Consider the following 26,720-nt stretch of genomic DNA (forward strand, 5'->3'; position numbering starts at 1 on the left):
GGATTAAGCAAAAAATATAGACATGTGTCCAGATTTTTAGTTTAGATAAAATTTTCGAAAAGAATTGCGTGCGGATTCTCGGTTGGGGGGGAACCAAGTGTGCGCTCAAAAAACGGGAGGATATAGTATGAAATTCAAAGTCTTGGCGAAAGCTGCGGCGATAGTCGGTTTGTTTGGTGGGGCGATTCCCGCCTCGGCCGAAACGGTTCTGAAGCTCGGTTCTGTGGCGCCTTCTGGCTCCCCTTGGGGCAAGTGGGCGGCCGGGGTTGCCGCCAAGATCGAGGAAGTTTCCGGGGGTGAAATGGAGGTCGACCTGTTGCTTGATGCACAGGCGGGTGATGAGCAGACGATCCTGCGCCAGACCGCCAAAGGGCGGCTGGATATCGCGTTTGTTTCGAATGTGCCGATGACGCTGCTTAGTCAGGAACTGGCGATTCCGTCCTCGGCCTATCTGTTTGACAGCGCTGAGCAGGGGACATGCGTGACGTATGAACATCTTTCCGACACCCTCGGCGAGATCATGGAAGGCGCCGGGGTTGTTCCTCTGACGTGGATGGAGGTGGGCCATTACGTACTCTTTTCGAAGGAGCCGCTGGCAACGCCCGCCGATCTCAAGGGCTTGAAGTTGCGGATCGCCCCGACGATTGCCGATGCGGCGCTTGCCTCGGCCTGGGAGGTGCAGGGGGTGCCGATGGGGACCTCGGACACGATCCCAGCACTTCAAACCGGGACCGTTGATGCGGCCACATTTCCAACCGTTTTCGGGATCGGCATCGGAACGCATAAAGTCGCTCCTCATGTGACAGTCACGAACCATGCGCGGCTGATTGGGAGCGTTGCTGTGTCGGGCAGAACTTGGGCGCGGCTGAGCGAACAGGAAAAGCAATGGCTTGGCATCTTCACCTCAGCGGCCCCGAAGCTTACCGAAGGCATCCTCGGTGCGGAGGTCGCGCTTTTGAGCAAGCTTGAAGGTGCGGGAGTTCCCGTTAAACGGCTGAACGAGGCGGAAAATGCTGCCTGGAAAGCAGCGGCCAGCGGCGTGATGGATGCCGTGGTTGCCGAAGCCGGGGGCAAGGCTCAGGACGTGGCTGATGCTCTGGTTGCGGCCAAAGCGGCCTGCGGTTCCTGATCCCTAGTGCACGTCCGGGAAAATGCCGATGCGACGCCTCTTTAGTAGCCTATTGAAGGTCGAGGGAGCCATTGCGGTTGCCGCGTACGCGGTGACCTGCGGCCTCTTGCTTGCGGATGTCGCGGCTCGCGAACTTGCCTCCCAATCGATTTGGGGGGCACAAAAACTGGCTGTGTTCGGAGCAATTATCGCGGGCATCCTGGGATTGAGCATCGCGGTTGGCAACAATGCCCACCTGCGTGCCAGTTTCGCGGATCGCATCCTGCCGTGGCACTGGGTGGACAGGGTTGGTGACCTGGTGTCGGCGCTGCTTTTTGCGGGTCTCTGTTGGTACGCCATCGTCTTTGTCAGTGAGAGCCTGACCTTCCGGGATCGGGCCGAGGTCATCAATATCCCGCTCTGGCCCATTCAACTGGTATTCCCATACGCATTTGGAACTGCGGCGCTCCGGCATTTCGTGTTCTTCCTGATGCCGGACGTGAAACCAGTTCCTGCTGGGGAGGGCTGAGCCATGGACGTACTTGGCCTGATCACGGTTTTTGCCGGACTTCTTGTTCTGCGTCAGAGTGTCATTCTGATCCTTCTGGCGGCGACTGCCTATGTGCATCTTGTCTGGGGCGACGGTCTGATCGTCTACCTGGTCGAGGATATTTGGACGGCGATGGACAACCCAGTTCTGTTGGCGATTCCAATGTTCATCATCGCCGGGGCGCTGATGTCGCGCGGGTCGATTGCCGCCCGGCTGATCGAGATCGTGCGGGCCGCGACGGAATGGATGCCGGGCGGGCTTGGCTTTGCCACGATCCTCAGCTGCGCGCTGTTCTCGGCAATCTCGGGCTCGTCCCCGGCAACCCTACTGGCCGTTGGCGCAATTATGTACCCCGCTCTCAAGGAGGCAGGGTATTCGCGGAGTTTCGCGCTTGGCTCGGTCACATCGGCGGGGACGCTTGGCATCATCATTCCGCCGTCGATTCCGTTGATCGTCTACGGAATTGTTACGGAAACCTCTATTGTCGATCTTTTCCTGGCCGGAGTCATTCCGGGCGTTCTTTTGACACTGGTGCTTGGCGCCTACAGCGTGATCATAAATCGACAGGTGAGGCGCACACCTTTTTCACTGGTACGGCTGATCAAGGCCCTGCGGGCTGGGGTCTGGTCCTTGATGCTGCCGGTGATCCTATTGGGGGGCATCTATTCCGGCTTTTTCTCGCCCACCGAGGCTGCGGCAGTATCCGTCGGATATGCCATGTTGGTAGAGCTTTTTATTCACAGGGAATTGGGCGCAAAGGACTTTTTTGCCGTCGGTCTGCAAACCGCGCAAATGCTAGGCACCTTGTTCCCCATCGTGGCTGTAGCCCTGTCGATCAAAACGGTCCTTGCAATCGAAGGCATCCCGCAGGACTTTGCAAGCTGGCTTCAGGGTGCCGTCAGCTCGAAAATTGCCTTCCTGCTGGTGGTCAATGCCGCGTTGTTGATCATCGGCTGCCTGATCGACGTGGTGTCAGCCATTCTGCTCTTGGGGCCGATCCTGTTCGTCGCCGCTCAGAGTTTTGGAATTCATCCGGTGCATTTCGGGATCATCATGGTGATCAATCTGGAGATTGGTCTCCTGACGCCGCCCGTAGGGCTGAACCTGCTAGTGGCCATGACGGCTTTTCGCGAAAAATTCCGCGATATCTGCGTTTCCGTGCTTCCTTTCATCGGGATCATGATTGCGGTGCTTTTGCTTGTCACTTTCTGGCCTGCCCTGTCCCTTGTCCTGCTCAACCCATAGGAACGTCCATGACCAACGCATCAGACTTCGAGGGTTCAATCACACGTTATGCGGCCGATTCACAGCCTTGGTGGCCGGAGCGCAAACGCCCGCGCGCGGGTTCCCCCAACATACTCGTGGTGTTGTTCGACGATGTCGGGTTTTCCGATTTCGGATGCTACGGCTCATCCATCCGCACACCGGTGATCGACCGGTTGGCCAGCAATGGTCTGCGCTATACAGGATTTCACACGACCGCCATGTGTTCAACCACCCGCGCCGCCATGTTGACGGGGCGCAATCACCATTCGGTGGGGATGGGGTGTCTGGCAAATTTCGACAGTGGCTATCCCGGGTATCGCGGCAAAATCAGCCGTGAGGCGGGCACCATTGCGGAAATCTTGCGCCCCTCGGGCTATCGCAACTATATGGTGGGAAAGTGGCATGTCACGCCGCTGACCGAAAGTGGAGCAACCGGGCCTTTCGACGGCTGGCCGCTTGGGCGCGGCTTTGACCGATTTTATGGCTTTCTCGACGCCGAAACCGATCAGTATTCACCTGAGTTGGTGCGCGACAACGGCCATATTGACCCACCGGGCACCTTCGAGACCGGCTACCATCTCACGGAAGACCTGTTCGACAATGCCATCGGTTTCATCGCCAATCATATCGCCGAATTGCCAGACACGCCCTGGATGACCTTCATCGCGCCGGGGGCGTGTCACGCGCCGCATCAAGCGCCGTTCGATTTGATCAAGAGTTATCACGACGATTTCATTCATGGTTGGGATGTGGAGCGCGATCGGCGTCTGGCGCGGCAAAAACAGATGGGGATCGTGCCCAAGGCCACCGATTTGCCAGACCGGAATCCCGGCGTTCAGGCGTGGCGCGCGCATAGCCCCGACGAACAGGCCGTCTTTTCTCGGCTGAACGCCGCCTATGCTGCGATGCTGGAACATACTGATCAGAACCTTGGGCGATTAATCGATTTTCTCGAGGCCGCTGGCCAGCTTGACAACACCATCACCATTGTCCTGTCCGACAATGGCGCCAGCCAGGAAGGCGGGCCGTTGGGCTTTGTAAACGCCATGGGCCCCTATAACGGGTTGGAAGAGGACGTCGCAAAAAAACTTGCCCGCATTGACGCTATCGGCGGTCCCGACACCCATTCGAACTTTCCCTGGGGGTGGGCCATGACCTCGAACACTCCCCTGCGCCGCTACAAGCAGAACACCCATGGCGGCGGCGTGCGTGATCCGTTGGTGGTCCACTGGCCTGCGGGGCTGAAAGCGCGGGGCGAGTTGCGCCACCAATTCGCACATGTCAGCGATCTGGTGCCAACCTTGCTGGATGTGCTGGGCATCGAAGGCCCCAACCAGATCGGCGACGTGCCTCAGATGCCGTTCGAGGGCGAGTCATTCGCGGCCAGCTTTCACAATGCGAAGACCCCGGCACGGTCTCGCCCGCAGTATTTTGAGATGTTTGGCCATCGCGGGCTGTGGGCAGACGGATGGAAGGCGGTATCCTATCATGCGCCCGGCACACCCTTCGAAGAAGACGAATGGGAGCTTTACAACCTTGATCAGGACTTTTCGGAAGTTCACGATCTCGCTGATCAAGAGCCAGAACGGCTGAAGGCCATGATCGACCTGTGGTGGAAGGAAGCCGAGGCTTGCAAGGTGCTGCCGCTGGATGATCGCTTTGCCGAACGCTTTGCCGAGAACTCGGTGCGGTTCCAAGGTCACCGAACGGAATTTGTCTTTCATCGCGGAGTGGGGCACGTGCCGACCGATGTGGCTCCCGATGTACGTGCCCGCAACTACGCTATTGAAGCAGACGCAAGTATCCCCGAGGGCGGCGCTGAGGGCGTTCTAATTGCACACGGTGATGCAACGTCGGGCTATAGCCTTTATCTCCGTGATAGTCATCTTTGCTATTCGATCAACATTGGCGGCTCGGTGACGACGATCAACTCGGACCGGCCTGTTCCCACCGGCGATGTCTCTTTGGGCCTGCGCGCGACGGTCGAGCCGGGTCTGCCGCATCGTGACTTTGAATTGCTGATCAACGGTGAACCTGCGGGCGCAGGCCGCTCTCCCCGGGGATTTGCGATCCTGATTTCCTGGTCCGGGCTAGACATCGGGCGCGACAGAGGCACGACGGTTGTCGACTACCCCGGCCCGTTCGAGTTCACGGGGTTCCTGCGCAAGGTCACGGTTCGCCTCGAAAAGCAGGACAAGATGGACAGCGCCGCGATGAGCAAGGTGGAAATCGCGCGGCAGTGAATGACAATATTCGGGTTGCCCTGAGGTGATCCGTTTCAATCCAGGAGAAGTCAATGTGCAACAAACCGGCAAGCAGCCATACAGCCCAGGCCAATCAAGCGCTTCTTGACCTGCTCAATTTTGGCGACCGGCAGGATTTCGAGGATGCGACGCGGGGCTTTGTTGCCACGTTCGACGCCGAGTCCATTCCCAATGACAGCGGCGGCATGGCCTTTGACCTTTCGCAATATGCGTTCATGGATGGCGACGCTCCGGAAACAGTCAATCCAAGTCTGTGGCGCCAGGGACAGCTCAACCGGATCCACGGTCTCTTCACCATTCACCCGCGCATCCATCAAGTACGCAACGCCGATATCTCCAACATGACGCTGATAGAGGGCGATACCGGTTGGATCATCATCGATCCGCTTTTGTCGGTCGAAACCGCCCGTGCTTCGCTGGCACTGGCCAACGAACACCTTGGCCACCGCGAGGTGCGCGCGGTGATTTATACCCACAGCCACGCCGACCATTTCGGTGGTGTACGCGGCGTTGTGAATGGAGCCGATGTAGCCGCAGGAAAGGTACCGATTCTCGCGCCGGACGGGTTCATGGACTACGCGATCTCTGAAAACGTTCTGGCTGGAAATGCAATGAACCGGCGCGCACAATACCAATTCGGGATCGGCCTTGAGGCGGGGCCACAGGGGCATGCGAGTTGTGGTCTGGGGCCGCGAATTTCGCAAGGGGCGATCAGCCTGATCCCCCCCACCGACATCGTTCGCGAGACCGGCGAAACCCGGATTGTGGATGGCGTCGAGATCGAATTTCAGTTGGCCAACGGATCTGAGGCCCCGTCCGAGTTCATGTTCTATTTCCCGCAACTGAAGGCGCTTTGCGCGTCGGAAGTCACAACGCATAACATGCACAATATCCTGACTCCACGCGGTGCAGAGATCCGCAATACGCTTGGTTGGGCCAAGTATATCGACGAGACGATTTCGATATTTGCCGACCGGACAGAATTGATCTTTGCCTCGCATCACTGGCCGCAGTGGGGAAGCGAACGGATCACCCGGTTCCTGATCCGCCAACGCGATCTATATCGATTCATCCATGACGAAACGTTGCGGCTGGCTAATCACGGGCACACGTTGCACGAGATCCCGGACATGGTGGAGTTGCCTGAAGGGTTGCGCCACGATTTTGCCTGTCGTGGGTATTATGGAACGCTCAAACACAACATCAAGGCTGTCTACCAATTTTATCTGGGCTGGTGGGATGGCAAACCGACGACTTTTGATGCTCTGCCGCCGCAGGAAAGTGCCCGGCGCTTTGTGCGAGTGATCGGTGGGGCCGATGCTGTGTTGACGGAAGGTCGGCGAGCGGCGGAAGAAGGCGACTATCGTTGGGCCGCCGAGATCGTGGATAAGCTCGTATTTGCCGAGCCTGACAACAATGCGGCAAAGGAGTTGCAGGCGGATATTTTGGAGCAGATGGGATACCAAGCCGAAGCAGGGACATGGCGTAACATCTTTTTGCTAGGGGCGCAGGAACTGCGCAAAGGTATTGATCGGTCGAACGCGGTCAACACTTCCAACCCGGACGTGCTGTTCAACATGGGGGTCGGCATGGCGCTTGATTTCCTGGGAGTGAAATTCAATCCCGCAAAGGCCGCCGGAGATTTTTCGGTTCTGCTCGAATTCCGCGATACCGGGGATAACTATATTCTGGCCGCGCAGAATGGTGTCTTGTCCAATACCAGGAACCGGCCAGAGGCCGCCGATCTGACCCTTCGTTTGAGCGAAGCCGCCTTTTTCACGCTGCTTGGTCAAATCGCCCCCGTTGAAAGCCTGATCGCGGAGGGGGAATTGCAACTGGAAGGGGACGCGTCAAAACTTGCCGCGCTTTTTGGCGCCATGGACGATTTTGACCCGTTTTTCGCCATTGTAACCCCCTGATCCAAGAAAAGGAGCGTCTTGCCTCCCGCCGATGGCGGGAGCAGATTACATGTGGAAGGCGGAGCGGCCAAACCTGAAAACAACGCTATTTACGCGTTCAAACCGCCAATCGATTACTCTGTGGACGTACTGTGACCTCGGTCGGCACCTGTTGGGCTCTTTCACAGAATGAGGCGATGCATGCTCTCGGCGCTGGTTGCGGGGTCTGAGAAATGGTTGGGAAAAAGACCCGCTAGGAAGCGGCGTACCAGTTCTATGGCCCAGGGGCGTGAAAAATTCTCCATGTCGGTCAGGTAATGCACCCACATGCCTTCGAGAAGCGCCAGCGTACCATAGGTGGCATCTTCTGCGAGGGTATCCGAGCCCCCTTGTTCCCGGGCAATCTCCTCGAAGGCAAAGCGCACGTTTTGAACCAGGCGTTCGTCCTGAGTGCTGGAGTATTTAGCGATGCCGGGATGCGCGTTGGCCGCGCCGCGAAAGGCGTGCCATATCTTGGTGCTGCGGGGGTTGAGCAATGTCTCCGACAGATCGGCGACAACCACGGCCATTACACGTACCGCTGGGGGCGCGTTTCCAATGTCGATCATCCGGTCCATTTCGGAATAGTAGTGATTGCTGAATTGTTGGGCCGCGGCCGTCACGAGATTGTCTTTGCCGCCAAAGTGCAAATGCACCATCCCGCGCGACAATTCGGCGCGTCGGATGATGTTGGTGACGGAGGCTTCGGCCAGCCCGCTTTCCGCAATCGTGTCGAGAGTCGCGTCGATCAAGGCTTGCCGACTGGCTTCCGGGTCGCGCCTCGCAGTCCTTCGTTGGGTTGTGTCAGTCAAAGAAAAATCACTCATTTTCAAGCCAATAAGAGGTTTCTAGCCAAGGATCAAAGATCAGATTGACACAGGCACGGCTCTCGCACAATACTTAATGGACAATCGTCCATTAGTGGGCGAGAGTGATCGAGAGCTGGGAGGTCCGGTGTTCAAGTTGAGAAGTGAAGCCGCCAAGGGGTATACCCTCAGCGCGCCCGCCACAGCCTACGTCGGCTTTCTGGTGGCGGCACCGTTGATTATCCTGATCGCCTATTCCTTCTGGTCCCAGACTTATGTCACGTTGGATAAGTCGCTGACGCTCAAGAACTACCGTGAAGCGTTGGCGGATCCTTTGGTGCATCACTTGATGCTGCGGTCGATCTGGATCGCGGGGGCCGTGACGCTGACGACGGTAGCGTTGGCTTATCCCATTGCGTATTTCATCGCGATGAAGGCCCGGAAGAAAACGATCTGGCTTCTGTTGATCACCATTCCGTTCTGGTCAAGTTACCTGTTGCGAGTTTTTGCCTGGAAGTTGATTCTGGGGTTCAATGGCGTGATGAACTCGGCCTTGCTTGGTATGGGTTTGATCGACGAGCCTCTGAGTTTTCTTCTTTATAACGAATTTGCCGTGGTGCTGACGCTGGCCCACGCTTGGGCCCCGTTTGCGATCCTGCCAATATATGTCAGTCTGCAGAAGATCGACCCGAGCCTTCTGGAAGCGGCAACTGATTTGGGCAATACGCCAGTACAGCGGTTCCTGCGGGTAACGTTGCCGCTGACCGTGCAAGGCATCATTGCGGCTTGCCTGATCATCTTCATTCCGACCGTGGGGGATTACGTCACCCCGGCACTGGTGGGCGGATCTGACGGAAAGATGATTGCGAACCTGATTCAAGTTCAGTTCGGTGCGGCCAACAATTGGCCGCTGGGGGCCACGCTGTCGCTCTTGGCGATGATGTCAGTCGGCTTTGTCGCAATAGTTTTTGTCATTGCAGGGCGTGGGGTGGGGAGGCGCATCCGATGAAACGCCCTTCGCTGCTCGTTGTTTACGCGTTCGCCTATCTGGTGTTTCTGTACCTGCCGGTCCTGTTTCTTCCTCTGTTTTCTTTCAACAGTGGCACGATTGTTGCCTTTCCGATCAAGGGATGGACGCTGGACTGGTACCGCAAGCTGGGCGAACAAGATACGTTGATCCAGGCGCTGTGGAATTCGCTGGGGGTCGGCGCGGTCGCGGCGTTGATGGCCACGGCATTGGGGCTTTTTGCAGCGCGCGCCTTTGTGCGTTACCGGTTTCGGGGGCAGGCAGCTGCCGAAGGATTGGTAATGCTGCCGCTGGTCATTCCCGGCATTATAGTCGCATCTTCGATGCTGGTCTTGTTCCTGTTCCTCGGGTTGAAGCCTTCGCTAATCACGGTAACGCTGGGCCACACCTTTCTGGCATTGCCCTTCGCTGTTTCTATCCTGAAATCCGCGTTTGACGATTTCGACATATCGCTTGAGGAAGCCTCTTATGACCTGGGATGCGGTGTCGGCGAAACCTTTCGCCGAGTGACCCTTCCTGTGGTTGCGCCAGGGATCGTGGCCTCGATCCTTGTCACGTTTACCGTCAGCTTTGATGAGTTTGTGCTGGCATTTTTCCTGTCGGGCAATCAGCCGACCTTACCGGTCTATATTTGGAGCCAGATCCGGTTCCCCGCCAAGCTTCCCAACGTACTGGCGCTTGGGTCTATCCTGCTATTCGTTTCGGTCATGCTTTTGGTGTTGGCCGAGTACTTCCGCCGCCGCTCTTCAACCAGAGATGTCCGATGACCGAAAAAAACATCATAGAAATGAAAGCCGTGGAAAAACGCTATGGTAGCTTCCGTGCAGCTTCCGACATCGATCTCGAACTTAAAGAAGGTGAGTTCTTTTCTCTGTTGGGTCCATCGGGTTGCGGCAAGACCACGGTCTTGAGAATGATCGCCGGGTTTCAAGAGCCGAGCCGTGGCAGCATCCTGATCGATGGGCAAGACATGGCAGGGGTTCCGGCCAACAACCGCCCCACGAACATGGTTTTTCAAAGCTACGCTATTTTCCCACATCTAAACGTGGCCAATAACGTGGCCTACGGCCTTCGCGGAAAGGTGCCAAAGGCCGAAATTGATGCGCGAGTGACCGAAGTTCTGGAAATGGTGGAGCTGGGTGGATTGCACCGGCGCGGTGCAAACGAGTTGTCGGGAGGTCAGCGCCAACGGGTCGCGCTGGCGCGGGCCTTGATCATGCGTCCCAAGGTGCTGCTGCTGGATGAACCGCTGTCTGCGTTGGACAAGAAGTTGCGTGAACAAATGCAGTTCGAAATGCGCAACTTGCAGCAATCTCTGGGTATCACCTTTGTCATGGTCACGCATGACCAGTACGAGGCCATGACCATGTCCGACAGGATTGGCGTGATGTTCGATGGTCGCCTGATGCAGATCGACACGCCCGCCACTCTCTATGCTCGCCCTTGCAACCGCGCGGTTGCGAGTTTCATCGGTGAAATGAACATCCTGCCCGCCTTGTTAATGGAAGAGGGAAACAGCCTGCTTTTGATCGACGCAGCGGGTTTTGGGCGAATGCAGATCGAGCGCAACCCCAATGCAAGCGGACATGCACGCGACATCCTTGTTGGCATTCGCCCTGAGCAGTTGGAAATCAAGGCCGAGAAACCGGCCGATTATCCGGCGACGGTCCAGGGCACGGTCAGTAACGTCGCTTTTTATGGTGAGAATATCCACTACCACGTGGCAGTCGATGGCATCGACACACTGATGGCAGTTTCGGTGCCGAACTATTTTCACACGGTTGATTTCAATCGCGGGGACGCGGTTTGGCTAGGCCTTCAAGAGGCCAGCGTCATCGATCTGGGAAAAGACAAATGAAAACAACCAACGGGAGGAAGACATGAAACTAAAGGGTGTTGCAGCATTTGCTCTGGCGACTGCGATCAGCTCAGGCGGTGTGACCGCTGGAGGTGCGGATCTCAGCGTCTTTGACTGGTCCGGCTACGAGGACCCCGGCTTTTTTGCCAGCTACATGGCAAAATACGGCGACGAGGCGCCCAGCTATTCCTATTTTGGAAGTCAGGAAGAGGCGTTTACCAAGCTGATGTCCGGCTTTACTGCCGATCTTGCGCATCCCTGTTCGGATGCGGTGCGCAAATGGGTGGCGGCGGATCTGATCCAGCCGCTGGACGAGGGAAAGTTGACTAACTGGACGGACGTTCTTCCGGAAATCAAGGAAGTCGACGGCATCGTGCTGGATGGCAAACTTTACATGCTTCCGTTCGAATGGGGGAATACCGGTCTTATCTACCGAACCGACAAGATTTCGGGGGACGACATTTCGCTTCAGCTTCTGGCGGACCCGGCCTATGCAGGCAAGATCGCCATTCCAGACGCGGCCTCGTCGGCTTATGCTCTGGCGTCCTTGGCGACCGGGAACGGCGCGGACTACACCAACCTGAGCGACGCGCAGTTCAAAGAAGCCTCGGATTTCCTGCGCTCGATTCATCAGAATGTGCGGTTCTACTGGTCGGATGCTGGGCAACTGGATCAGGCCATGACCAGCGGCGAAATCGAAATGGGATGGGCCTGGAACCAATCGGAGCTGAATCTGATCTGGAACGAGGTCCCCGCCGCAATGATGCGGGACGTGGACAAGGGGATCGCAACGTGGGTTTGCGGTTACGTGCACCTGAAGTCGGCTACCACGCCGGATGAGCAGGTTTATGACCTGCTGAACGCGCTGACCGATCCTGCAAGTGGTCAATACATTATCGACAATTGGGGGTACCCGCACTCCAACGCCAAGGCGTTCGAGATCGCTGACCAGGCCAGTATCGAGGCCTACGGTTTCTCCGACCCCAAGGCCTTTTTTGAAGGCAGCCTTTTCTTTGACGCAGTGACGCCCGCGCTTGAGGCCAAGATGCTGGCTGAGTTCGAGCGGATCAAAGCCGGCTTCTAAACCAACCAGACTGCCGGGGATAGAAACTCCCCGGCTGCAGAACACAGGATTGCACGCGCCATGCCCGACGCGAACCCATACGCTTTGCTTTTCGAACCGGTCAGGATTGGCCCAGTCACGGCCCGCAACCGCTTTTTTCAGGTGCCTCACTGCACGGGGCTTGGCCATTTGCGCCCCCGTGCCGATGCTGGTGTACGCGGCATGAAAGCCGCAGGGGGCTGGGCGGTGGTGTCGAACCAGGAAACCGAGATTCACCCCAGTTCCGACCTAACGCCTTTTCCCGAGGGGCGGCTTTGGGATGCACGCGACATTCCAGCGTTACGTTTGATGACGGATGCCGTGCATGAACAAGGAGCATTGGCCGCAATCCAGCTGGCACATAACGGTAATCATGCGAACAACCACCTGAGCCGGGCTCCTTTGTTGGCGCCGTCCGAGATGAGCGTGGACTCGACCATGCCTAAACATGCGCGCGCCATGGACAAGGCGGATATCCGGGAGTTTCGTCGGTGGCATCGCGACGCTGCGTTGCGCGCAAAGGAGGCAGGAGCCGACATCATCTATGTTTATGCGGGCCATTCGATGTCCATCGCACAGCATTTCATGCTTCCCCACATGAATACCCGCAGCGATGAATATGGCGGTTCGCTTGAGAATCGTGTGCGGTTGGCGCGCGAATTGCTTGAGGATACGCGTGAGGCCGTCGGCGACACCTGCGCCGTGGCCTTCCGCTTTGCCATTGACGAGATGCAAGGTGCAGACGGCATGCAGGCCGCCGAAGAGGGGCGTGCGGTGGTCGAACTTCTTTCCGATCTTCCTGATTTGTGGGACGTAAACGTGTCGGGATGGGACAATGACAGCATGACCACCCGGTTTCAATTGGAGGACGGCTATCAAAACGAGGCTCTGGCTTTCGTTAAGCAGATGACGGGGAAACCCGTGGTAGGCGTGGGCCGATTGACGTCTCCCGACCTGATGGTTTCGATGGTGAAAAAGGGTATTGTTGACCTAATCGGGGCGGCACGTCCTTCGATTGCCGACCCGTTCTTACCAACCAAGATAAAAGAGGGTCGCATCGACGAAATCCGCGAATGTATCGGCTGCAACATCTGCGTGGCCTCGGACAATCTCGGCATCCCGATCCGGTGCACCCAGAACCCTACTATGGGCGAGGAATGGCGACGCGGTTGGCACCCGGAAATCATCTCGGCCAAGGGCGAGGAGAACGAGGTGCTGGTAATTGGCAGCGGTCCTGCCGGTCTGGAGTGCGCGATGCAGATGGCGCGACGTGGGTACGAGGTCACGCTGGCCGAAGCATCCAGCGAATTCGGGGGGCGCGTGGCCCGCGAAAGCCGCCTGCCGGGACTATCAGCCTGGAACCGGGTTAAGGATTACCGACTGAACGACCTGTCTCAGCGGGGGAACGTGCGCATGTTCACCGACAGCCCGCTGGATGCCGCACAAGTGGCGGAACTGGGGGTGGTCAATGTCTTCGTTGCGACCGGCGCGCATTGGCGGCGTGATGGCGTTGGCCGAAATACCCAGCGCAACGTGCCATTGATCGAGCCAGATGCACGCATCCTGACGCCTGACGATATTTTGTCAGGGCAAACGCCAGCCGCAGGGCCGGTTCTGGTTTATGATGACGATCATATTTATTTGGCCGGTGTGATTGCCGAGCAGCTGGCCGTGTCCGGCATGCAAGTGATCCTTGTCACACCAGAAAGTCTCGTTTCGAGCTTCACTGTGAACACGCTGGAACAGCATCGCATTCAGGCGCGGTTGATCGAGTTGGGTGTGGATATCCATTGCAACAAGACACTGGCCTCACTTGATAGCAATGGCGCCACGCTGAGTTGTGTCTTCACCGGCAAACCGATGCAGGTGAGTTGTGAATCTGCGGTGCTTGTCACCGAACGTGTGCGCGATATCGCTCTGCACGCGGCCCTAAAGCCGCTTGGACTGACCACACTCAAATTGATCGGCGACGCAGCACAACCGGGCCTGATCGTGGATGCGGTATTTTCCGGGCACCGCGCCGCCCGAGAGTTTGAACGCCCAAGGCAGGATACCGACAAGGATTGGTTTCGCCGGGAAATTATCGATCTTCGCGAGGAAACATCATGAGCACCAAAACTCCATCGCCCCGTTCACGCCGCCGTGGCGGCGGGCGGGCCGCCCGCATCGCTGTGCAGAAAGCTACGACTGGCAATGAAGCGGTTCAGGGTGGTTTGGCGGGCGGGCGGTACAAACCGCTAAGCCAGCGCGACATGGAAAACATCCACAACGCCGCCTTGACGGTATTGGAAAAAACGGGTGTTTCAGATCATTTTCCCGAGTTGCTTGACTTGGTGCTTCACAAGGGGGCGGTGCTCAACGCGCATGATCGCCTCTGCTTTCCCCGCGCCCTGATGGAAGACCTTTTGTCGGTCGCGGCAAAAGAGTTCTACGTTTTTGCCCGCGGAGAGCGCGAAGGCAAGGACGACATGCATTGCACCGGCGAGAGCGTCTATTTCGCCAACTCGGGGACAGCGGTCACGACCTTTGACGCCGAGACTAGCACCTATCGCCCGTCGGTTCTGCGGGATGTCTATGATTTCACCCGGTTGGTGGATCAGCTGGAAAACATACACATGCTGGGCGACACGGTGCTGGCCACTGACGTGACCGACGACTTCGCCCATGACATGAACACGATCTACGCGATGCTGGCGGGGAGTCAGAAACCGGCCTGTTTGACCTTTCGGGATCGCAGCCACATTCCACATGCAATCCGCATGTTCGATCTGGCCTCCGCGGGCGAGGGCAGTTTCATGAAGAAACCGAGCGTGATCTTTGGTGGCTGCCCCATGGTGTCACCACTGCGGATCGGGCGTGAAAACATGGAGATCCTGATTGACACGGCCAAGCTGGGCCTGACCGTCGATCTGGCGGTGCCGCCGCAGGCAGGGGCCACTGCGCCGGCCACGTTGGCCGGGACGCTTGTCCAGACCGTGGCCGAGACATTGGCCTGCGTGGCGATCGTCAATTTAATCATGCCGGGGTGCCCGGTCTGTTTTGCCGCTTGGCCCTTTATCACCGACCTGCGCAGCGGGTCCTTCACAGGAGGTAGTGGTGAACAGGCTCTGATCGGCGCCGCGGCGATCCAGATGGGTAACTTCTACGGCCTTCCAACCTCTGTGGGCGCCGGTATGACCGATGCCAAGGTGCCAGACGCGCAATACGGGCTGGAGAAGGCGCTTACGTTTTCGCTTGCCGCACATGCGGGGGCCAACCGCTTGTGCGAGTTCGGGGGGATGATTGGCAGCCTCATGGGATGCAGCTTCGAAAGCATGGTCATTGACGACGAAGCCGGTGGCATGATCCTGCGCACTTTGCGCGGGATCGAGGTTTCGGACGAAACCATGGCGGTGGATGTGATCCACCAATGTGCCATAGATCCCGGCCACTTTCTGGGCAATCCACATACGCTCACCTACATGAATTCAGAGTTTGTCTATCCGCGACTCATGGACCGGGAACGCACCGATACTTGGGAGAACGAGGGTAAAACTGATCTTCTGGAGCGGGCGCGGAACAAGGCGAACACGATCCTGGGGTCTCATTTCCCCAACTATTTTGGTGCAGCCGACGCCCAGGTGCGTGCCGAATTTCCGATAATCTTGAGCACCGAGGAGATGGCACGCCGTGGATAACACCGACGTCAGAAGCTGGGACAACACACATTTCGTACATCCATGGGAAGGCATGTCCGCTCTGGGGCAGAACGAGCGAACGTTTGTGGAGACGGCCAGGGGAATTCACATCTTCAATGGCAACGGAGATCGATTGATCGATGGTCCGGGGGGCATGTGGTGTACCCAGATTGGCTATGGACGTGAGGAAATGGCCGAGGCAATGGCGGAACAGGCGCGCCAGTTGGCGTATTTTTCGCCTTTCAGCAATACCAACTCGATTGCCGCCCGGTTTGCCCGCGAACTCGCCCGCAGATCACCGGGTGATCTCAATCATGTGTTTTTTACCACCGGTGGATCGACGGCCGTGGACAGCGCTCTGCGTTTTGTCCAGTTCCGCAACAACCTGTTGGGGCGGCCCGAAAAAAAAATCGTGATCACGCGGCAGAAAGCGTATCACGGAAGCACTTATCTTGCAGCCGGTGTCAGCGGAAAGGAGCGTGATCGCCTGTGGTTGGACAAGGCCGACCAATTTGCCCATTTCCTGCCGGATGTGAACCCGCTCTATCGCGGCGAGGGACAGAGCATCGAGGAGTTTCTTGAAGAAAAGATCGTGGATCTTGAAAACGCGATCCTGACACTTGGGGCGGACCGGGTCGCGGCGTTCATTGCCGAGCCGATCCTCGCCTCCGGAGGCGTGATCGTGCCGCCAAAAGGGTACCACCGGCGCTGCCTCGAAGTTTGCCGTCGTCATGATGTGCTTTATATCTCTGATGAGGTTGTAACCGCATTTGGTCGATTGGGGCATTGGTTCGCGTCCGAGGACGTGTTTGGTATTCGGCCGGATATTATCACCTGCGCCAAAGGCTTGACCTCGGGCTATGCACCGATGGGGGCGACGCTGATTTCCGACCGGTTGATCGCGGATGTTGCAGGGCGCGATGCGACCTTTTCAAATGGCTATACCTATTCGGGACACCCGGTTTGCGCTGCTGCAGGGCTGACCAGCATGGAGATCATCGAGCGCGAGGGTATTCTTGAACACGTCCGCACCGTCGCGCCGGTGTTCCAAGAGCGGCTTCACGACTTGTCTCGGATCGGCATTGTCACTGACACGCGCGGCATGGGGTTGATGGGATGCGTCCAATGTTCCCTCGACGGCGACAAGCACAGCGCTCTTAAGGCCGATTATGATATTGGCGCGCGTATCGATGCCGAATGCCAGAAACGCGGGCTTTTGGTGCGTCCTATCGTCAACATGTGTGTGATGTCGCCGCCACTGATTATCACCGAAGATCAGGTACACCAGATGTTTGATATTCTTGAGGAAGGGATTCGTGCCGCGGAACAGTGTGACGGAGAGTAAGTGGGGAAAGTGCTTGCCGGGTAGGTTTAGGCCCATGTGCGAAGTGTTTCAGGTCTAACCCTCGAAAACGACATCGCCAGGGCGCAAACGGTCTGGAAAACGCGCCTGGTGGCTGGCATTATGCGCACATGCTTTAGGCGATGGCGTCGCCACGCTTCCTTGGAACGGAAGCGCGCTTTCTTTCCAGTCCTGAACGCCGGGACCTTCTTAACGGAGGTCGAAATGACTGCACGTCCAGAATTCTATCGTTTCCACAATGGCAAAAAAGCCGGTTTGCAATTTGCCGACAGCGAGTACGAAACGCGCGTCGCGGGATTGCGCGGTATCCTTGCGCAGACCGGCACCGATGCCGCCGTGTTCACGTCCATGCACAACATTTCCTATTACTCGGGCTTCACCTATTGCGCATTCGGACGCCCCTATGCGCTTGTCGTGACGTCAACGGAATGCGTGACGATTTCGGCGGGGATTGATGCGGGACAGCCCTGGCGGCGATGCTATGGCGACAATATTACCTATACAGACTGGCAGCGTGACAACTATTGGCGGGCCATCCTGTCGGTGACAGGTTCTGGCAAGATGATCGGGTACGAGGGCGACCATCTCACTCTGTTGCAGCAGTGCAAGATGCAGAGCTTCCTGTCGCCTGCCGGAACTGTTGATCTCTATGAGGCGACCATGCGTCAACGCATGCACAAGTCGCCGGCAGAAATCGAGATGATCCGCGCCGGCGCCGCGGTTGCCGATGTCGGTGGCTATGCGATCCGGGATGCGGTCAAGGAAGGGGTGCGCGAAATCGACGTGGCCATGGCGGGCCGGGATGCGATGGAGCTGGAAATCGCCCGGCGGTTTCCGGATGCCGAGTATCGCGATACGTGGGTTTGGTTCCAGTCAGGCATTAACACGGATGGGGCACACAACCCGGTGACTGGTCGCGTCTTGCAGCGTGGGGATATTCTGTCCCTGAACACGTTTCCGATGATCTCGGGCTATTATACGGCGTTGGAACGCACGATGTTCGTTGGCGAGGTCGATGACTCCAGCCTCAAGATCTGGGAAGCCAATATCGGCGCGCATGAATTGGGGATTTCGCTTCTGAAACCGGGCGCGTCCTGCGCTGAGGTGACAGATAAGATTAATGCGTTTTTTGCAGAACGTAACCTTCTGCAATACCGCACTTTTGGCTATGGTCACTCCTTTGGTGTGCTCTCGCATTATTATGGTCGCGAGGCTGGGCTGGAGCTACGTGAGGATATTGATACGGTGCTGGAACCGGGCATGGTCATTTCCATGGAGCCGATGTTGACAATCGCCGATGGGCAGCCCGGCGCGGGTGGATACCGGGAGCACGACATTCTGGTGATTACGGAAGACGGCAACGAGAACATCACGGGTTATCCCTACGGCCCTGAGTTCAACGTGGTGGGCTAAAGACCACCTTTTTGGCTCGTGGTGCTTTTAAGTTAATCGAGAATGGTCCCGCCAAATTTGGTGGGACCACTATTCGGGTTTGGATGTCACGGGCAGGTTTGAAAACGTCCGAACGCGGTACTGAAACTGCGGGCTTGTAACTGTTTGTTCGATCAAAGAGCACGTGCGAAGATTTGCGATACGGGTTGCTTCCTGTCCGGAAGCGAAAGTGTCGAATGACCGGATGGCGTAGTGGTTGAGCCAGAGACAACCGAAGCAAAAAGGCGCACGGCGCGAGCGCATGCTACTCGAAGGGCAGTCACATTTGGACGAGGTTCTCTGGTACGCAGGTCATTTGGCAGCGGGCATATGAAAGTGCGGAACAGTGCGACTCATTAGCTTGCGGCCTCGGTTCAACGCCCCGTGTCACCTTGCGATTTCTCCAACCCCGACGGGAACAGGTGGCAGGTGGTCGCGGCGGGACATTATTTCAGCTCGGTTAACATGCGAAGAACTGAATCTGGTCAATTTGTCCAGAAGCGCACATTGTTGGCTTTTAGTCGTTTTTTCCCATCGAGGACTGTGGTTCGATGCGCGATAACGGCCAGCAGGCCGATACCTTGGAGGGGTCAGCGGAAATATGTCCGATCTTTGGGATGGCTTGTCGCAGGCCTGGATACTCCTTTGGACCCTCGATGCCGACCTGGTGGAGATCACCGCACGGTCGCTGCAGGTGACATTGACTGCGTTGGCTATCGCATCGGCTATTGCCCTGCCGCTTGGCGCGTTTCTCGCAGTGCGCAGGTTCCGGATGCGGCGGTTGACCATCGCGGTGTTGAATGCGTTGATGGGGTTGCCGCCGGTCGTGGTGGGGCTTGTCGTCTACGTTTTGCTGAGCCGCGCGGGCCCCTTTGGCGTTCTTGGGCTCTTGTTCACGCCGACGGCTATGATCATAGCGCAAGTCATCATTATCGTACCATTGATCGCTTCGATCGCTCACCAGGCTCTGCGCGAATTGTGGTCGGATTACCATGATCTGCTGATTTCATTAAATACCAGCCACGTACAACGGATGTCAGCACTGTTATGGGACGGGCGTAGAGCGCTTTTGACGGCGTCGCTTGCCGGATTTGGTCGGGCCATCGGTGAAGTTGGAGCCATCATGATTGTTGGGGGCAACATAGACCATCACACGCGGGTGCTCACGACAGCGATCGCGCTCGAGACAGGCAAAGGAGACTTCGCGTTGGCGCTGGCGCTTGGGTTCATCTTGATCGGTCTTGCAATAGCCGTGAACCTTGCGATCCATTGGTTGACGAGGACGGAACAGGAGGGGCGCTGGTGAGTGACATGTTTCCCCTGATCGTCGAAGGCGCGCTGACACGGCGGCGTGGCAAGGTACTGGTCGGTCCAGTCGACTTGCGGCTTGAAGCCGGAGGCGTGACAATAGTCATCGGCCCTAATGGAGCAGGCAAGACGTCGCTTCTGCGGATGCTTCATGGTATTGCGCGTTTGAACGCGGGACGCATCGAATGGGCCTGTGGGCAGGAGCGAGCACGCGAGAAACAGGCGTTTGTATTCCAGACGCCAGTAATGCTACGCCGGTCTGTGCGTGACAATCTGGCCTATCCGCTGCGCCTTGGCGGGGTAACGCGACGCGAAGCGCGCGCGCAGGCTGATGCTATGGCTGAGAAAGTCGGGCTTGGCGATGCACTTGGACGACCGGCCACTGTTTTATCAGGTGGTGAGCGTCAGAAGCTAGCGCTGGGGCGGGCGCTAATACGGTCGCCGCAGGTGCTGTTTCTGGATGAGCCCTGCGCCTCCTTGGATGGACGGGCAATGCGCGAAGTCGAAGAGATTCTGAAGACTGCTGTGCAGGATGGCGTCCGCCTGATCATGTCGACGCACAACATGGGACAAGCCCGGCGATTGGCGAGTGAGGTTCTTTTTCTTTTAGGGGGAAAGATCCATGAGCGGGGCAGTACAGTGGAGTTCTTTGATGCACCGAAAACGGCGCAAGCGCGCGCTTTCCTGAACGGAGATATTGTAGAATGAAGACCTTTTTTGTTGCCGTTGCCGCGGTCGCAGCGATGTCCGCGGTGGCGTGGGCGGAGGACATGAAAATGGCAGTCACGACGTCGTTTCACAACTCGGGACTGTCCGACATCCTGCTGCCTGCAATCCAGGAGGATCTGGGGCTCGAGGTACAGCTTCTTGTTGTTGGAACCGGCCAGGCGCTTCGTTTGGGGGAAGCCGGGGACGTCGACGCAATCCTTGTACATTCAAAGAAAGCGGAAGAACGGTTCCTTGCCGCGGGGCACGGCACGCACCGTCTCGAAATCATGTATAACGATTTTGTCTTTATCGGGCCCAAGGCGGATACGGCCTCCGTTGCGGATTCTGCGAATGCGGCTCAGGCACTACAGCAGATCGCCAGCACTGAATCCGTGTTTGTTAGTCGCGGTGATGACAGTGGGACCCACAAGAAAGAGCTTAGCCTTTGGGCGAGCGCGGGTCTGGATCCACAGAGCTTAGGCGATTGGTATCGCGCTGTGGGTGCAGGCATGGGAGCTGCGTTGAATACCGCGTCGGGCATGGATGCTTACATCATTTCTGACAGGGCAAGCTGGTTGAATTTTGGCAACAAAGGGGAGTTGGCATTGCTTTACTCAGGTGACCCCGTGCTGTTCAATCAATATGCCTATATCCCTGTGAATCCCGACAAACACAGGCATGTGAAAAACGATCTGGCGATGAAGCTTGAGAATTGGTTGGTGTCGGATCGGGCGAAAGACCTGATCAACACCTATAAGATCAATGGTGAAACGCTTTTTGTGTTCAACGCCAAGTGATCGCACCCACACCGAAAAATTAGGCCCGGGGAGCCTCCCTGGGCCTAACTTAGTCGTCCAGAGTTCCGTGTATCGCAAACTGTTCCAGACCGGCGTCTTGCGTTTCGATCACACGATAGGACTCGCGCACGCCTCCAGGTGTCAGGTTGCGCGCGACAGTGAGGAGTGTGTTGGCGTCGTGTTCGTCGCACAGGTCAAGCATATGCCGTAGCTCTTCGGCGGCCACCGGACGGGCAGAGACGACATCCGGCGCACCGTAGTAGGTTACAAAATGCTGCGCCAGCATGTCGGTCAAGCGTTCGATTTCCGCAGCCTGGATCGGGGTGACGGCAACAAATGTTACCCGCCCGGATGTCTCGAGACCAAACCAGCCGTTTGAAAACGCCTGACGTGCCTTACCGACAAGGTCAGCTTCGGACCAGTTCGAGAATTCGAACCCACCAGAGATGCACCACTCGCCCGTGCGGGCCGCGTTGGAATAGACGCGTGTATCGCTTTCGTCAAAATGAATGGCGCGGGCCAGTTGCATCAAAGGTCCTCCAGTAGCGTATTCAATGGGAATAGGTGGGTGGTGTTTTCGTCGCGCAAGAGCATCCCGAATTGCTCATCGACCCCGACGAAAACTCCGACGACGTCGCCTTGTGCGGTTTCCTCGCCTAGGCCGTGGGCCAACCCACGCCATTCTGCATGCAGAGGTTTTGTTCCTTCCTCTTCCCACCGGTTTACCCAGTTCAGAGTATGCCGTGCCCAACTTTCAATCAGAAGTGGTGCTTCGACATCGGCGCAGCCCTCTGCGTAGAGTGCTGTTTGATCAGGAGTATTTCCCATGTCTGCGGACGCGGGCCAGAGCGGCAGCTCGAATCCAACGACCAGCCAATCCGGTATTTCTGTCGGGGTAGACGTGCTTGCCGCCGCGCGCATACGGCCACACGATGCGCCGTTTACGCGCAGCCCACCGCCCCATTCCAGATGTACCGCCACTTCTGGTGGCGCAAGCGCTCCAAGTGCATTTTGAAAGCCTACGGCGCAGACCGGCAGCATGGTCATGGCATCGGCCAAGGGCACTTCGGGGGCAAACACAAGCGCGGCTAGTAACGTGTCAGGGGCCAGATTGTAGACGATCAGCCCCGAGTCACAGCCTGCTGCGGCCTTCATACAAGCTGTGAGGAAGGGATCCTCGTCTCCGGTCACCTGATGCCCGGACATAAGCGGAGGAAACATCACGCGGTTCATACGGCACCTTGCGAAATGAGGCCGCGGGCGACCTCCTGAAAACTGGCGGCTTGTGCACTGTCGGGGGCGGACACAACGATAGGCGCGCCGCCATCGGCAGCAACCCGGATATCCAGATGCAACGGGATTTCGGCGAGCAGCGGGACGCCGAGTTTTTCCGCTTCGTGGGCGACTCCGCCTTGCCCAAACACGTGTTCTTCGTGACCACAGGACGAACAGATATGGGTCGACATGTTCTCGATCATACCTAGGATGGGTACGTTCAGTTGGCGGAACATATCTATGCCCTTTCGGGCATCCAGGAGCGCCACATCCTGTGGCGTGGACACGATGATCGCGCCGTCGACATGTGCTTTCTGTGCCAGTGTCATCTGCACGTCCCCGGTGCCGGGCGGCAGGTCGACAAGCAAGACATCGAGCGCCCCCCATTGCACCTGCATCATCATTTGCTGGAGGGCTCGCATCAGCATTGGCCCCCTCCAGACAACAGCCTGATCGTCGTTGGTCATCAAGCCGATCGACATCATCGTCACGCCATGGTTGCGCATGGGAAGGATGGTCTTGCCATCGGGGCTAGAGGGACGACCGGAGACACCTAGCATCCGAGGCTGGCTAGGGCCGTAGACATCCGCGTCCAGCAGGCCGACACGTATTCCCTCAGCCGCCAATGCACAGGCAAGGTTGGCAGACAGAGTGGATTTGCCCACGCCGCCCTTGCCGCTAGCAATGGCGACAATCCGTGCCACCCCGGGGATTTTCTCAGGCCCCTGGGGTTCGGATTTTCGTGAGGGTTGGAGATCAGGCGGCGCTGATGGGTTGCTGTGGCCTGTCAAAACCACCGAAACACTCTCGACACCGCCAAGCGCGCTGATCGCGGCCTCCGCCTGCTCCCTGACAGGAACATATGCGTCCGCTCTGGCCGGGTCGATTTCCATAACGAAACGCACGGTTCCGGAATCGACATTGAGGGCGCGCACGACGCCTGCCGAGACGATATCGCCGTGTCCGGTTGGATCGGTAATCTGTTTCAGAACGCCCAGAACGGCTTCTCGTGTAATCGCCAACGCTTAGTCCCGCCCCTTGATCGTTCCTGTTACGACATGTTCCAAGCCAAACCCTTCGATGGTGATAACGGCTTTGGCCGTAAATGATTTCCCCGAAGAATCCGCATTGCGCATGGCATCTTCGATGGCCTGCTGAGAGGTCACGCCGACCTGTTTCAGAAACTTGCGCATCGACATGTTGAAGTCATCGCTCATGGTCTGTCCTTTTCCGATTGTGTTGACGAAAGAAGATGCGACTCCCTAACATCGTTTATGGCCCATTGGTTTCGCATGTCCATTCTGGCGTTGATTGCCTCGTTTTCGTGGGCGGGGCAGGGCGGCACGAATGAACGCATTTTCACGATGTCTGCTGCTCCGGAGATTGTCGAGAGCGGTCTCTTGCAGTTCATTTTGCCCCGGTTCTCGCTCAAGACACAGGTGCGTATTACACTCGTTCAGGCAGGGGAGGCGGCAGATGTGCGTCTTGGAGAGCATGGAAAACCAGTGTTTTCCCGGTTTGGTCGGATTTGGCGCATGCAGGTGCACAACTCCGGGCATGGCGGCGTGCAAAAGTTCTCTGACTGGATCGCGTCCGACGTTGGTCGGAGCACGATCATAGCCTTTACTGTGGAGGGCTCCCAAGCGTTTTCTATCCCCGAGGAGGAGCAGGTTGAGGCTGTGGCCATCACGATGGACGGGAATGTCGACATGGGGCGCGAAGTCTCGCAGAGGATGTGTGGGCGCTGTCATGTAGTGGTGGCGGAGGATCGGATGAACGCCATTGGCTCGACGCCGTCCTTTTTTGCCCTGCGCGGTCTGCCGGACTGGAACGAGAGGTTCGCAGCATTCTATGCCCTGAACCCGCATCCCGCATTCACGCAGGTGGCCGAGGTTACACCGCCCTTCGCACAAGATCGCCCATCGCCCATCGTGCCATTGGAGATGACGCTTGAACAAGTCGAGGCGGTTCTTGCCTATGTCTCTTTGCTTAAGCCTGCCGATCTTGGGGCGCCGTTGGAACATCAGTGATCGCGCCGTTTGCTGAGGTAGTCGTCGGTTGTGCGGGGTTTGGGGCGCTCTCCCCCGGCAAACGGGTTGTTTTGGGCGTGGTATTGCGCACTTACGCGGCAGTTGTCGCACATCTGGATCATCCTGGCGGCTTCGGGGCTCTGGAACATACCATGCTTACCCGCCAGTTTTTCTGTAATCTTGTCGATTGTGGACTTGACGCCAAACAGGGCACCGCATTCGATGCAAGCAAAGGGTTCTTCTTCGTTCAGGACCACTTGCTCCAGCGCCGAGTTTGTGAGGTTCATCCGCGGCTCGTAGGTGATTGCGTTTTCAGGACAAACCCGAGCGCAAAGGCCACATTGAAGGCATGCATCTTCTTGAAACCGCAATTGGGGCAGGTCGGGATTGTCTCCAAGAGCGCCGGAGGGACAAAGCGAAATGCAGGAGAGGCAGAGCGTGCACGCATCGGTATCCACGAGCACCGCGCCGTAAGGTGCGCCTTGAGGCAAGGGCAGAATTTCGGCATCCGGTTGTAAGGCCTTTGTGGCAGTGCGTGCGATTTGACGTCGCGTGCCCATGGGACGCGACGGAATTTTCAGAGCATCGACACCGCTCGGTGCAAAGAGTGTCTTCGACAAAATGTCCGGATCCTGGGTGTCAATCATGCGAATGGCTTTGCCCGAAAGGGCGGTCGCCAGATCGATCTCGGATTGCATGATGTCCCGATCGGTCTTTGGGGTTGGGTGGATGTTAATGTCTGCGAATCCGGCAGCGAGAGCGGCCAGCATTTCCGAGTGGCCGATGGTGTTGAGTGCTTCAACTTCCAGAGGAATGACATTGGCCGGCAGTCCTTGCCCGAAACGGGCGGATACACGGATCAACTCTGCCCCGTCAGCACCAATTATCAATAGCCTCGGCTCGACGCCGCCCGCGTCGAGATACGCTTTGGCCAACGTTTGCAAGCGGCGGATGGTTTGGTCTACCGCGGGGGCATCATATGCAATCGCACCGGAAGGGCACAACGAGGAGCAGGCACCGCAGCCTGCGCAAATCATCGGGTCGATCGAAACATGTTCGCCAGAGGGTGTGATAGCCCCTGTCGGGCATGCGTCAATGCAGCGCGTGCAGCCCGTTTGTTCGGCCCGCGAGTATGCACAAAGCAGTGGTTCGGTGCGGACATAAAGCGGCTTCTCGAAGGTACCGACCATGTGCGACGCGTCAAGAATGGCGCGCGCCACCGCAGTTGCACTTTTCGGGTCGGCCCGAAAATACCCCTCGCGTTTTTCGGGAGCTGGAAACAGGGGGGGGGTTCCGCGCAGATCTAAAATAACATCGCACTTCGATTTCGCGTTGTTCTTTGGAGATGTGAAAGCCCACTGGCCTCCGCCGTGTGTAACCATTTGGCAAAAGCCGTCAATTGTGACGTCGAAGTTCCCGAGTGCGCCTTGGGCGGTTTTTAGATGCCCCCGAACTACGTCATAATCGCGGGTGAACGGGACAGAGGTATCGTCTTCGATTAGTACCGTTACGCTTAGGTAGTTCTTGAGTTGTTCTGCCGCCAACATCGCAGGTTCCTCGGAACCTAGGATCAGGCATAGCCCCTCTGAAATCACGTCAACGGACTTGGCAGCAGGGATCGAGAGGGAGGCTTCGGCGACCAGTGCGGTCATTTTGGGTATTCTTGACCCGGTGTCTGCACTCCAACCCGCGCGATCTCGCAGGTCGAGGAAGGCAGGTAAGGGGGCTCCCAAACCGTCGGCCATTTCTTCGAAAAGGGCGGTTTCCTGGCCGCAACAAAAAATTGCATCACCTGCGGACAATGCCCTTACCGCGTCTTGCTGCTGGTCCTGACAAAGGGATGTATGGACGCGGGAGCAAGGGAGACCGGTGGCCTGTGACAGGGCGTCGGAGTCTATGGGGTTCGTGCCGCAACAGTCACATAAAATCAGTGTCTTAGTCATGTTATCCCAGCGTGTATTGTTGGTTGGTTAGACGCGAGTTTTGCGCTGAACCGACTTCAGACTAGGCATGATTCTGCGAGGCGGTAAACCAGAATTCGAAGAGGCTTTTTGGTTTAAGCAATGCGATCCGGAAGCCTGATTCGGACGATTCGAGGGGAGTATCTTTAGCTGATTGTTTTAGTCGGAATGGACAAAACGACCGCGCAACTGTCTGGCTGAATGCCATGCTGCCCAATTTGACCGGAAAGCCGTCAAAGTGCGAGTCACGCA

Annotated in this window: 23 protein-coding genes; 17 read left to right on the forward strand and 6 right to left on the reverse strand. The window is 57.4% G+C overall.

All coding sequences use genetic code 11. The features are described 5' to 3' along the window. Positions 1-127: 127 nt before the first annotated feature. From BMZ35_RS14820 to BMZ35_RS14840, 5 genes are read left to right on the forward strand one after another with little or no spacing between them, the layout of a single operon-like run. Positions 128-1,129: a TRAP transporter substrate-binding protein gene (locus tag BMZ35_RS14820; RefSeq protein WP_093094640.1), complete on the forward strand. Its 1,002-nt coding sequence runs from the start codon at positions 128-130 to the stop codon at positions 1,127-1,129. Between the two features lie 28 nt (positions 1,130-1,157). Next, a complete protein-coding gene (locus BMZ35_RS14825; RefSeq protein WP_165610099.1) occupies positions 1,158-1,637 on the forward strand; it encodes a TRAP transporter small permease in 480 nt (159 codons plus the stop codon). Positions 1,638-1,640: 3 nt separating this feature from the next. Beyond that, a complete protein-coding gene (locus tag BMZ35_RS14830) occupies positions 1,641-2,903 on the forward strand; it encodes a TRAP transporter large permease (protein WP_093094642.1) in 1,263 nt (420 codons plus the stop codon). Between the two features lie 8 nt (positions 2,904-2,911). After that, positions 2,912-5,167 (forward strand): arylsulfatase, encoded by a 2,256-nt coding sequence (locus BMZ35_RS14835; protein WP_093094643.1) that lies wholly within the window; start codon positions 2,912-2,914, stop codon positions 5,165-5,167. A gap of 53 nt (positions 5,168-5,220) precedes the next feature. Next, on the forward strand, positions 5,221-7,107 hold the full coding sequence (locus tag BMZ35_RS14840; RefSeq protein ID WP_093094644.1) for an alkyl/aryl-sulfatase: 1,887 nt from the start codon (positions 5,221-5,223) through the stop codon (positions 7,105-7,107). Positions 7,108-7,268: 161 nt separating this feature from the next. Here BMZ35_RS14840 and BMZ35_RS14845 read toward each other — a convergent pair whose 3' ends face one another. Beyond that, positions 7,269-7,877, reverse strand: coding sequence for a TetR/AcrR family transcriptional regulator (locus BMZ35_RS14845; protein WP_242654816.1), 609 nt, complete (start codon positions 7,875-7,877; stop codon positions 7,269-7,271). A gap of 151 nt (positions 7,878-8,028) precedes the next feature. On the opposite strand from BMZ35_RS14845, the gene BMZ35_RS14850 reads away from it, so the two are divergent. The 11 genes from BMZ35_RS14850 (at position 8,029) to BMZ35_RS14900 (ending at position 21,202) form a co-directional block, all read left to right on the forward strand. Then, entirely contained in the window at positions 8,029-8,940 is a 912-nt protein-coding gene (locus BMZ35_RS14850) for an ABC transporter permease (RefSeq protein ID WP_093094646.1), read from the forward strand. Then, positions 8,937-9,725, forward strand: a complete 789-nt coding sequence (locus BMZ35_RS14855; protein WP_093094647.1) for an ABC transporter permease — start codon at positions 8,937-8,939, stop codon at positions 9,723-9,725. Before BMZ35_RS14850 ends, BMZ35_RS14855 begins: the two co-directional genes overlap by 4 nt. Next, positions 9,722-10,816: an ABC transporter ATP-binding protein gene (locus BMZ35_RS14860; RefSeq protein WP_207502989.1), complete on the forward strand. Its 1,095-nt coding sequence runs from the start codon at positions 9,722-9,724 to the stop codon at positions 10,814-10,816. Before BMZ35_RS14855 ends, BMZ35_RS14860 begins: the two co-directional genes overlap by 4 nt. Positions 10,817-10,838: 22 nt before the next feature. Beyond that, complete coding sequence (locus BMZ35_RS14865; RefSeq protein ID WP_093094648.1) at positions 10,839-11,900, forward strand: ABC transporter substrate-binding protein; 1,062 nt, start codon at positions 10,839-10,841, stop codon at positions 11,898-11,900. A 60-nt stretch (positions 11,901-11,960) separates the two neighbouring features. Further along, positions 11,961-14,027 (forward strand): oxidoreductase, encoded by a 2,067-nt coding sequence (locus BMZ35_RS14870; RefSeq protein ID WP_093094649.1) that lies wholly within the window; start codon positions 11,961-11,963, stop codon positions 14,025-14,027. Beyond that, positions 14,024-15,595, forward strand: a complete 1,572-nt coding sequence (locus tag BMZ35_RS14875; RefSeq protein ID WP_093094650.1) for a trimethylamine methyltransferase family protein — start codon at positions 14,024-14,026, stop codon at positions 15,593-15,595. The genes BMZ35_RS14870 and BMZ35_RS14875 overlap by 4 nt, the downstream gene beginning before the upstream one ends. Beyond that, positions 15,588-16,940: an aminotransferase gene (locus tag BMZ35_RS14880; protein WP_093094651.1), complete on the forward strand. Its 1,353-nt coding sequence runs from the start codon at positions 15,588-15,590 to the stop codon at positions 16,938-16,940. Before BMZ35_RS14875 ends, BMZ35_RS14880 begins: the two co-directional genes overlap by 8 nt. Before the next feature lie 222 nt (positions 16,941-17,162). Then, complete coding sequence (locus tag BMZ35_RS14885; RefSeq protein ID WP_093094652.1) at positions 17,163-18,371, forward strand: M24 family metallopeptidase; 1,209 nt, start codon at positions 17,163-17,165, stop codon at positions 18,369-18,371. A gap of 619 nt (positions 18,372-18,990) precedes the next feature. Continuing rightward, on the forward strand, positions 18,991-19,695 hold the full coding sequence (locus BMZ35_RS14890) for an ABC transporter permease (RefSeq protein WP_093094653.1): 705 nt from the start codon (positions 18,991-18,993) through the stop codon (positions 19,693-19,695). A 5-nt stretch (positions 19,696-19,700) separates the two neighbouring features. Further along, positions 19,701-20,405, forward strand: coding sequence for an ATP-binding cassette domain-containing protein (locus BMZ35_RS14895; RefSeq protein ID WP_093094654.1), 705 nt, complete (start codon positions 19,701-19,703; stop codon positions 20,403-20,405). Continuing rightward, positions 20,402-21,202, forward strand: a complete 801-nt coding sequence (locus BMZ35_RS14900; protein WP_093094655.1) for an ABC transporter substrate-binding protein — start codon at positions 20,402-20,404, stop codon at positions 21,200-21,202. Before BMZ35_RS14895 ends, BMZ35_RS14900 begins: the two co-directional genes overlap by 4 nt. A 49-nt stretch (positions 21,203-21,251) precedes the next feature. On the opposite strand, the gene BMZ35_RS14905 is transcribed toward BMZ35_RS14900, so the two are convergent. The 4 genes from BMZ35_RS14905 to BMZ35_RS14920 are packed head-to-tail and all read right to left on the reverse strand — an operon-like array spanning position 21,252 to position 23,694. Continuing rightward, a complete protein-coding gene (locus BMZ35_RS14905) occupies positions 21,252-21,731 on the reverse strand; it encodes a DUF6505 family protein (RefSeq protein WP_093094656.1) in 480 nt (159 codons plus the stop codon). Next, the gene (locus tag BMZ35_RS14910; RefSeq protein WP_093094657.1) at positions 21,731-22,435 is read right to left on the reverse strand and encodes a biotin/lipoate--protein ligase family protein; all 705 of its coding nucleotides are present in this window, start codon (positions 22,433-22,435) and stop codon (positions 21,731-21,733) included. Before BMZ35_RS14910 ends, BMZ35_RS14905 begins: the two co-directional genes overlap by 1 nt. Next, entirely contained in the window at positions 22,432-23,499 is a 1,068-nt protein-coding gene (gene apbC / locus BMZ35_RS14915; protein ID WP_093094658.1) for an iron-sulfur cluster carrier protein ApbC, read from the reverse strand. The genes BMZ35_RS14910 and apbC overlap by 4 nt, the downstream gene beginning before the upstream one ends. Positions 23,500-23,502: 3 nt before the next feature. Further along, complete coding sequence (locus BMZ35_RS14920) at positions 23,503-23,694, reverse strand: DUF6494 family protein (RefSeq protein WP_093094659.1); 192 nt, start codon at positions 23,692-23,694, stop codon at positions 23,503-23,505. A gap of 57 nt (positions 23,695-23,751) precedes the next feature. Here BMZ35_RS14920 and BMZ35_RS14925 point away from each other — a divergent pair, with 57 nt between their 5' ends. Further along, positions 23,752-24,507 (forward strand): cytochrome c family protein, encoded by a 756-nt coding sequence (locus tag BMZ35_RS14925; RefSeq protein ID WP_093094660.1) that lies wholly within the window; start codon positions 23,752-23,754, stop codon positions 24,505-24,507. On the opposite strand, the gene BMZ35_RS14930 is transcribed toward BMZ35_RS14925, so the two are convergent. Further along, positions 24,501-26,450 carry a 4Fe-4S binding protein gene (locus BMZ35_RS14930; protein WP_093094661.1) on the reverse strand — a complete coding sequence of 650 codons (1,950 nt, stop codon included), beginning with the start codon at positions 26,448-26,450 and terminating at the stop codon, positions 24,501-24,503. The genes BMZ35_RS14925 and BMZ35_RS14930 overlap by 7 nt on opposite strands. Positions 26,451-26,720 lie beyond the last annotated feature (270 nt).

The sequence above is a fragment of the Shimia aestuarii genome, from assembly GCF_900114635.1.
GTDB classification, from domain to species: Bacteria; Pseudomonadota; Alphaproteobacteria; order Rhodobacterales; family Rhodobacteraceae; genus Shimia; species Shimia aestuarii.

Bases quoted from the DNA above. Each gene is read 5' to 3' on its own strand.
- BMZ35_RS14820 (WP_093094640.1), top strand. From the start codon at position 128: ATGAAATTCAAAGTCTTGGCGAAAGCTGCGGCGATAGTCGGTTTGTTT.
- BMZ35_RS14825 (WP_165610099.1), top strand. From the start codon at position 1,158: ATGCGACGCCTCTTTAGTAGCCTATTGAAGGTCGAGGGAGCCATTGCG.
- BMZ35_RS14830 (WP_093094642.1), top strand. From the start codon at position 1,641: ATGGACGTACTTGGCCTGATCACGGTTTTTGCCGGACTTCTTGTTCTG.
- BMZ35_RS14835 (WP_093094643.1), top strand. From the start codon at position 2,912: ATGACCAACGCATCAGACTTCGAGGGTTCAATCACACGTTATGCGGCC.
- BMZ35_RS14840 (WP_093094644.1), top strand. From the start codon at position 5,221: ATGTGCAACAAACCGGCAAGCAGCCATACAGCCCAGGCCAATCAAGCG.
- BMZ35_RS14850 (WP_093094646.1), top strand. From the start codon at position 8,029: ATGGACAATCGTCCATTAGTGGGCGAGAGTGATCGAGAGCTGGGAGGT.
- BMZ35_RS14855 (WP_093094647.1), top strand. From the start codon at position 8,937: ATGAAACGCCCTTCGCTGCTCGTTGTTTACGCGTTCGCCTATCTGGTG.
- BMZ35_RS14860 (WP_207502989.1), top strand. From the start codon at position 9,722: ATGACCGAAAAAAACATCATAGAAATGAAAGCCGTGGAAAAACGCTAT.
- BMZ35_RS14865 (WP_093094648.1), top strand. From the start codon at position 10,839: ATGAAACTAAAGGGTGTTGCAGCATTTGCTCTGGCGACTGCGATCAGC.
- BMZ35_RS14870 (WP_093094649.1), top strand. From the start codon at position 11,961: ATGCCCGACGCGAACCCATACGCTTTGCTTTTCGAACCGGTCAGGATT.
- BMZ35_RS14875 (WP_093094650.1), top strand. From the start codon at position 14,024: ATGAGCACCAAAACTCCATCGCCCCGTTCACGCCGCCGTGGCGGCGGG.
- BMZ35_RS14885 (WP_093094652.1), top strand. From the start codon at position 17,163: ATGACTGCACGTCCAGAATTCTATCGTTTCCACAATGGCAAAAAAGCC.
- BMZ35_RS14890 (WP_093094653.1), top strand. From the start codon at position 18,991: ATGTCCGATCTTTGGGATGGCTTGTCGCAGGCCTGGATACTCCTTTGG.
- BMZ35_RS14895 (WP_093094654.1), top strand. From the start codon at position 19,701: ATGTTTCCCCTGATCGTCGAAGGCGCGCTGACACGGCGGCGTGGCAAG.
- BMZ35_RS14900 (WP_093094655.1), top strand. From the start codon at position 20,402: ATGAAGACCTTTTTTGTTGCCGTTGCCGCGGTCGCAGCGATGTCCGCG.
- BMZ35_RS14905 (WP_093094656.1), bottom strand. From the start codon at position 21,731: ATGCAACTGGCCCGCGCCATTCATTTTGACGAAAGCGATACACGCGTC.
- BMZ35_RS14910 (WP_093094657.1), bottom strand. From the start codon at position 22,435: ATGAACCGCGTGATGTTTCCTCCGCTTATGTCCGGGCATCAGGTGACC.
- BMZ35_RS14920 (WP_093094659.1), bottom strand. From the start codon at position 23,694: ATGAGCGATGACTTCAACATGTCGATGCGCAAGTTTCTGAAACAGGTC.
- BMZ35_RS14925 (WP_093094660.1), top strand. From the start codon at position 23,752: ATGGCCCATTGGTTTCGCATGTCCATTCTGGCGTTGATTGCCTCGTTT.
- BMZ35_RS14930 (WP_093094661.1), bottom strand. From the start codon at position 26,450: ATGACTAAGACACTGATTTTATGTGACTGTTGCGGCACGAACCCCATA.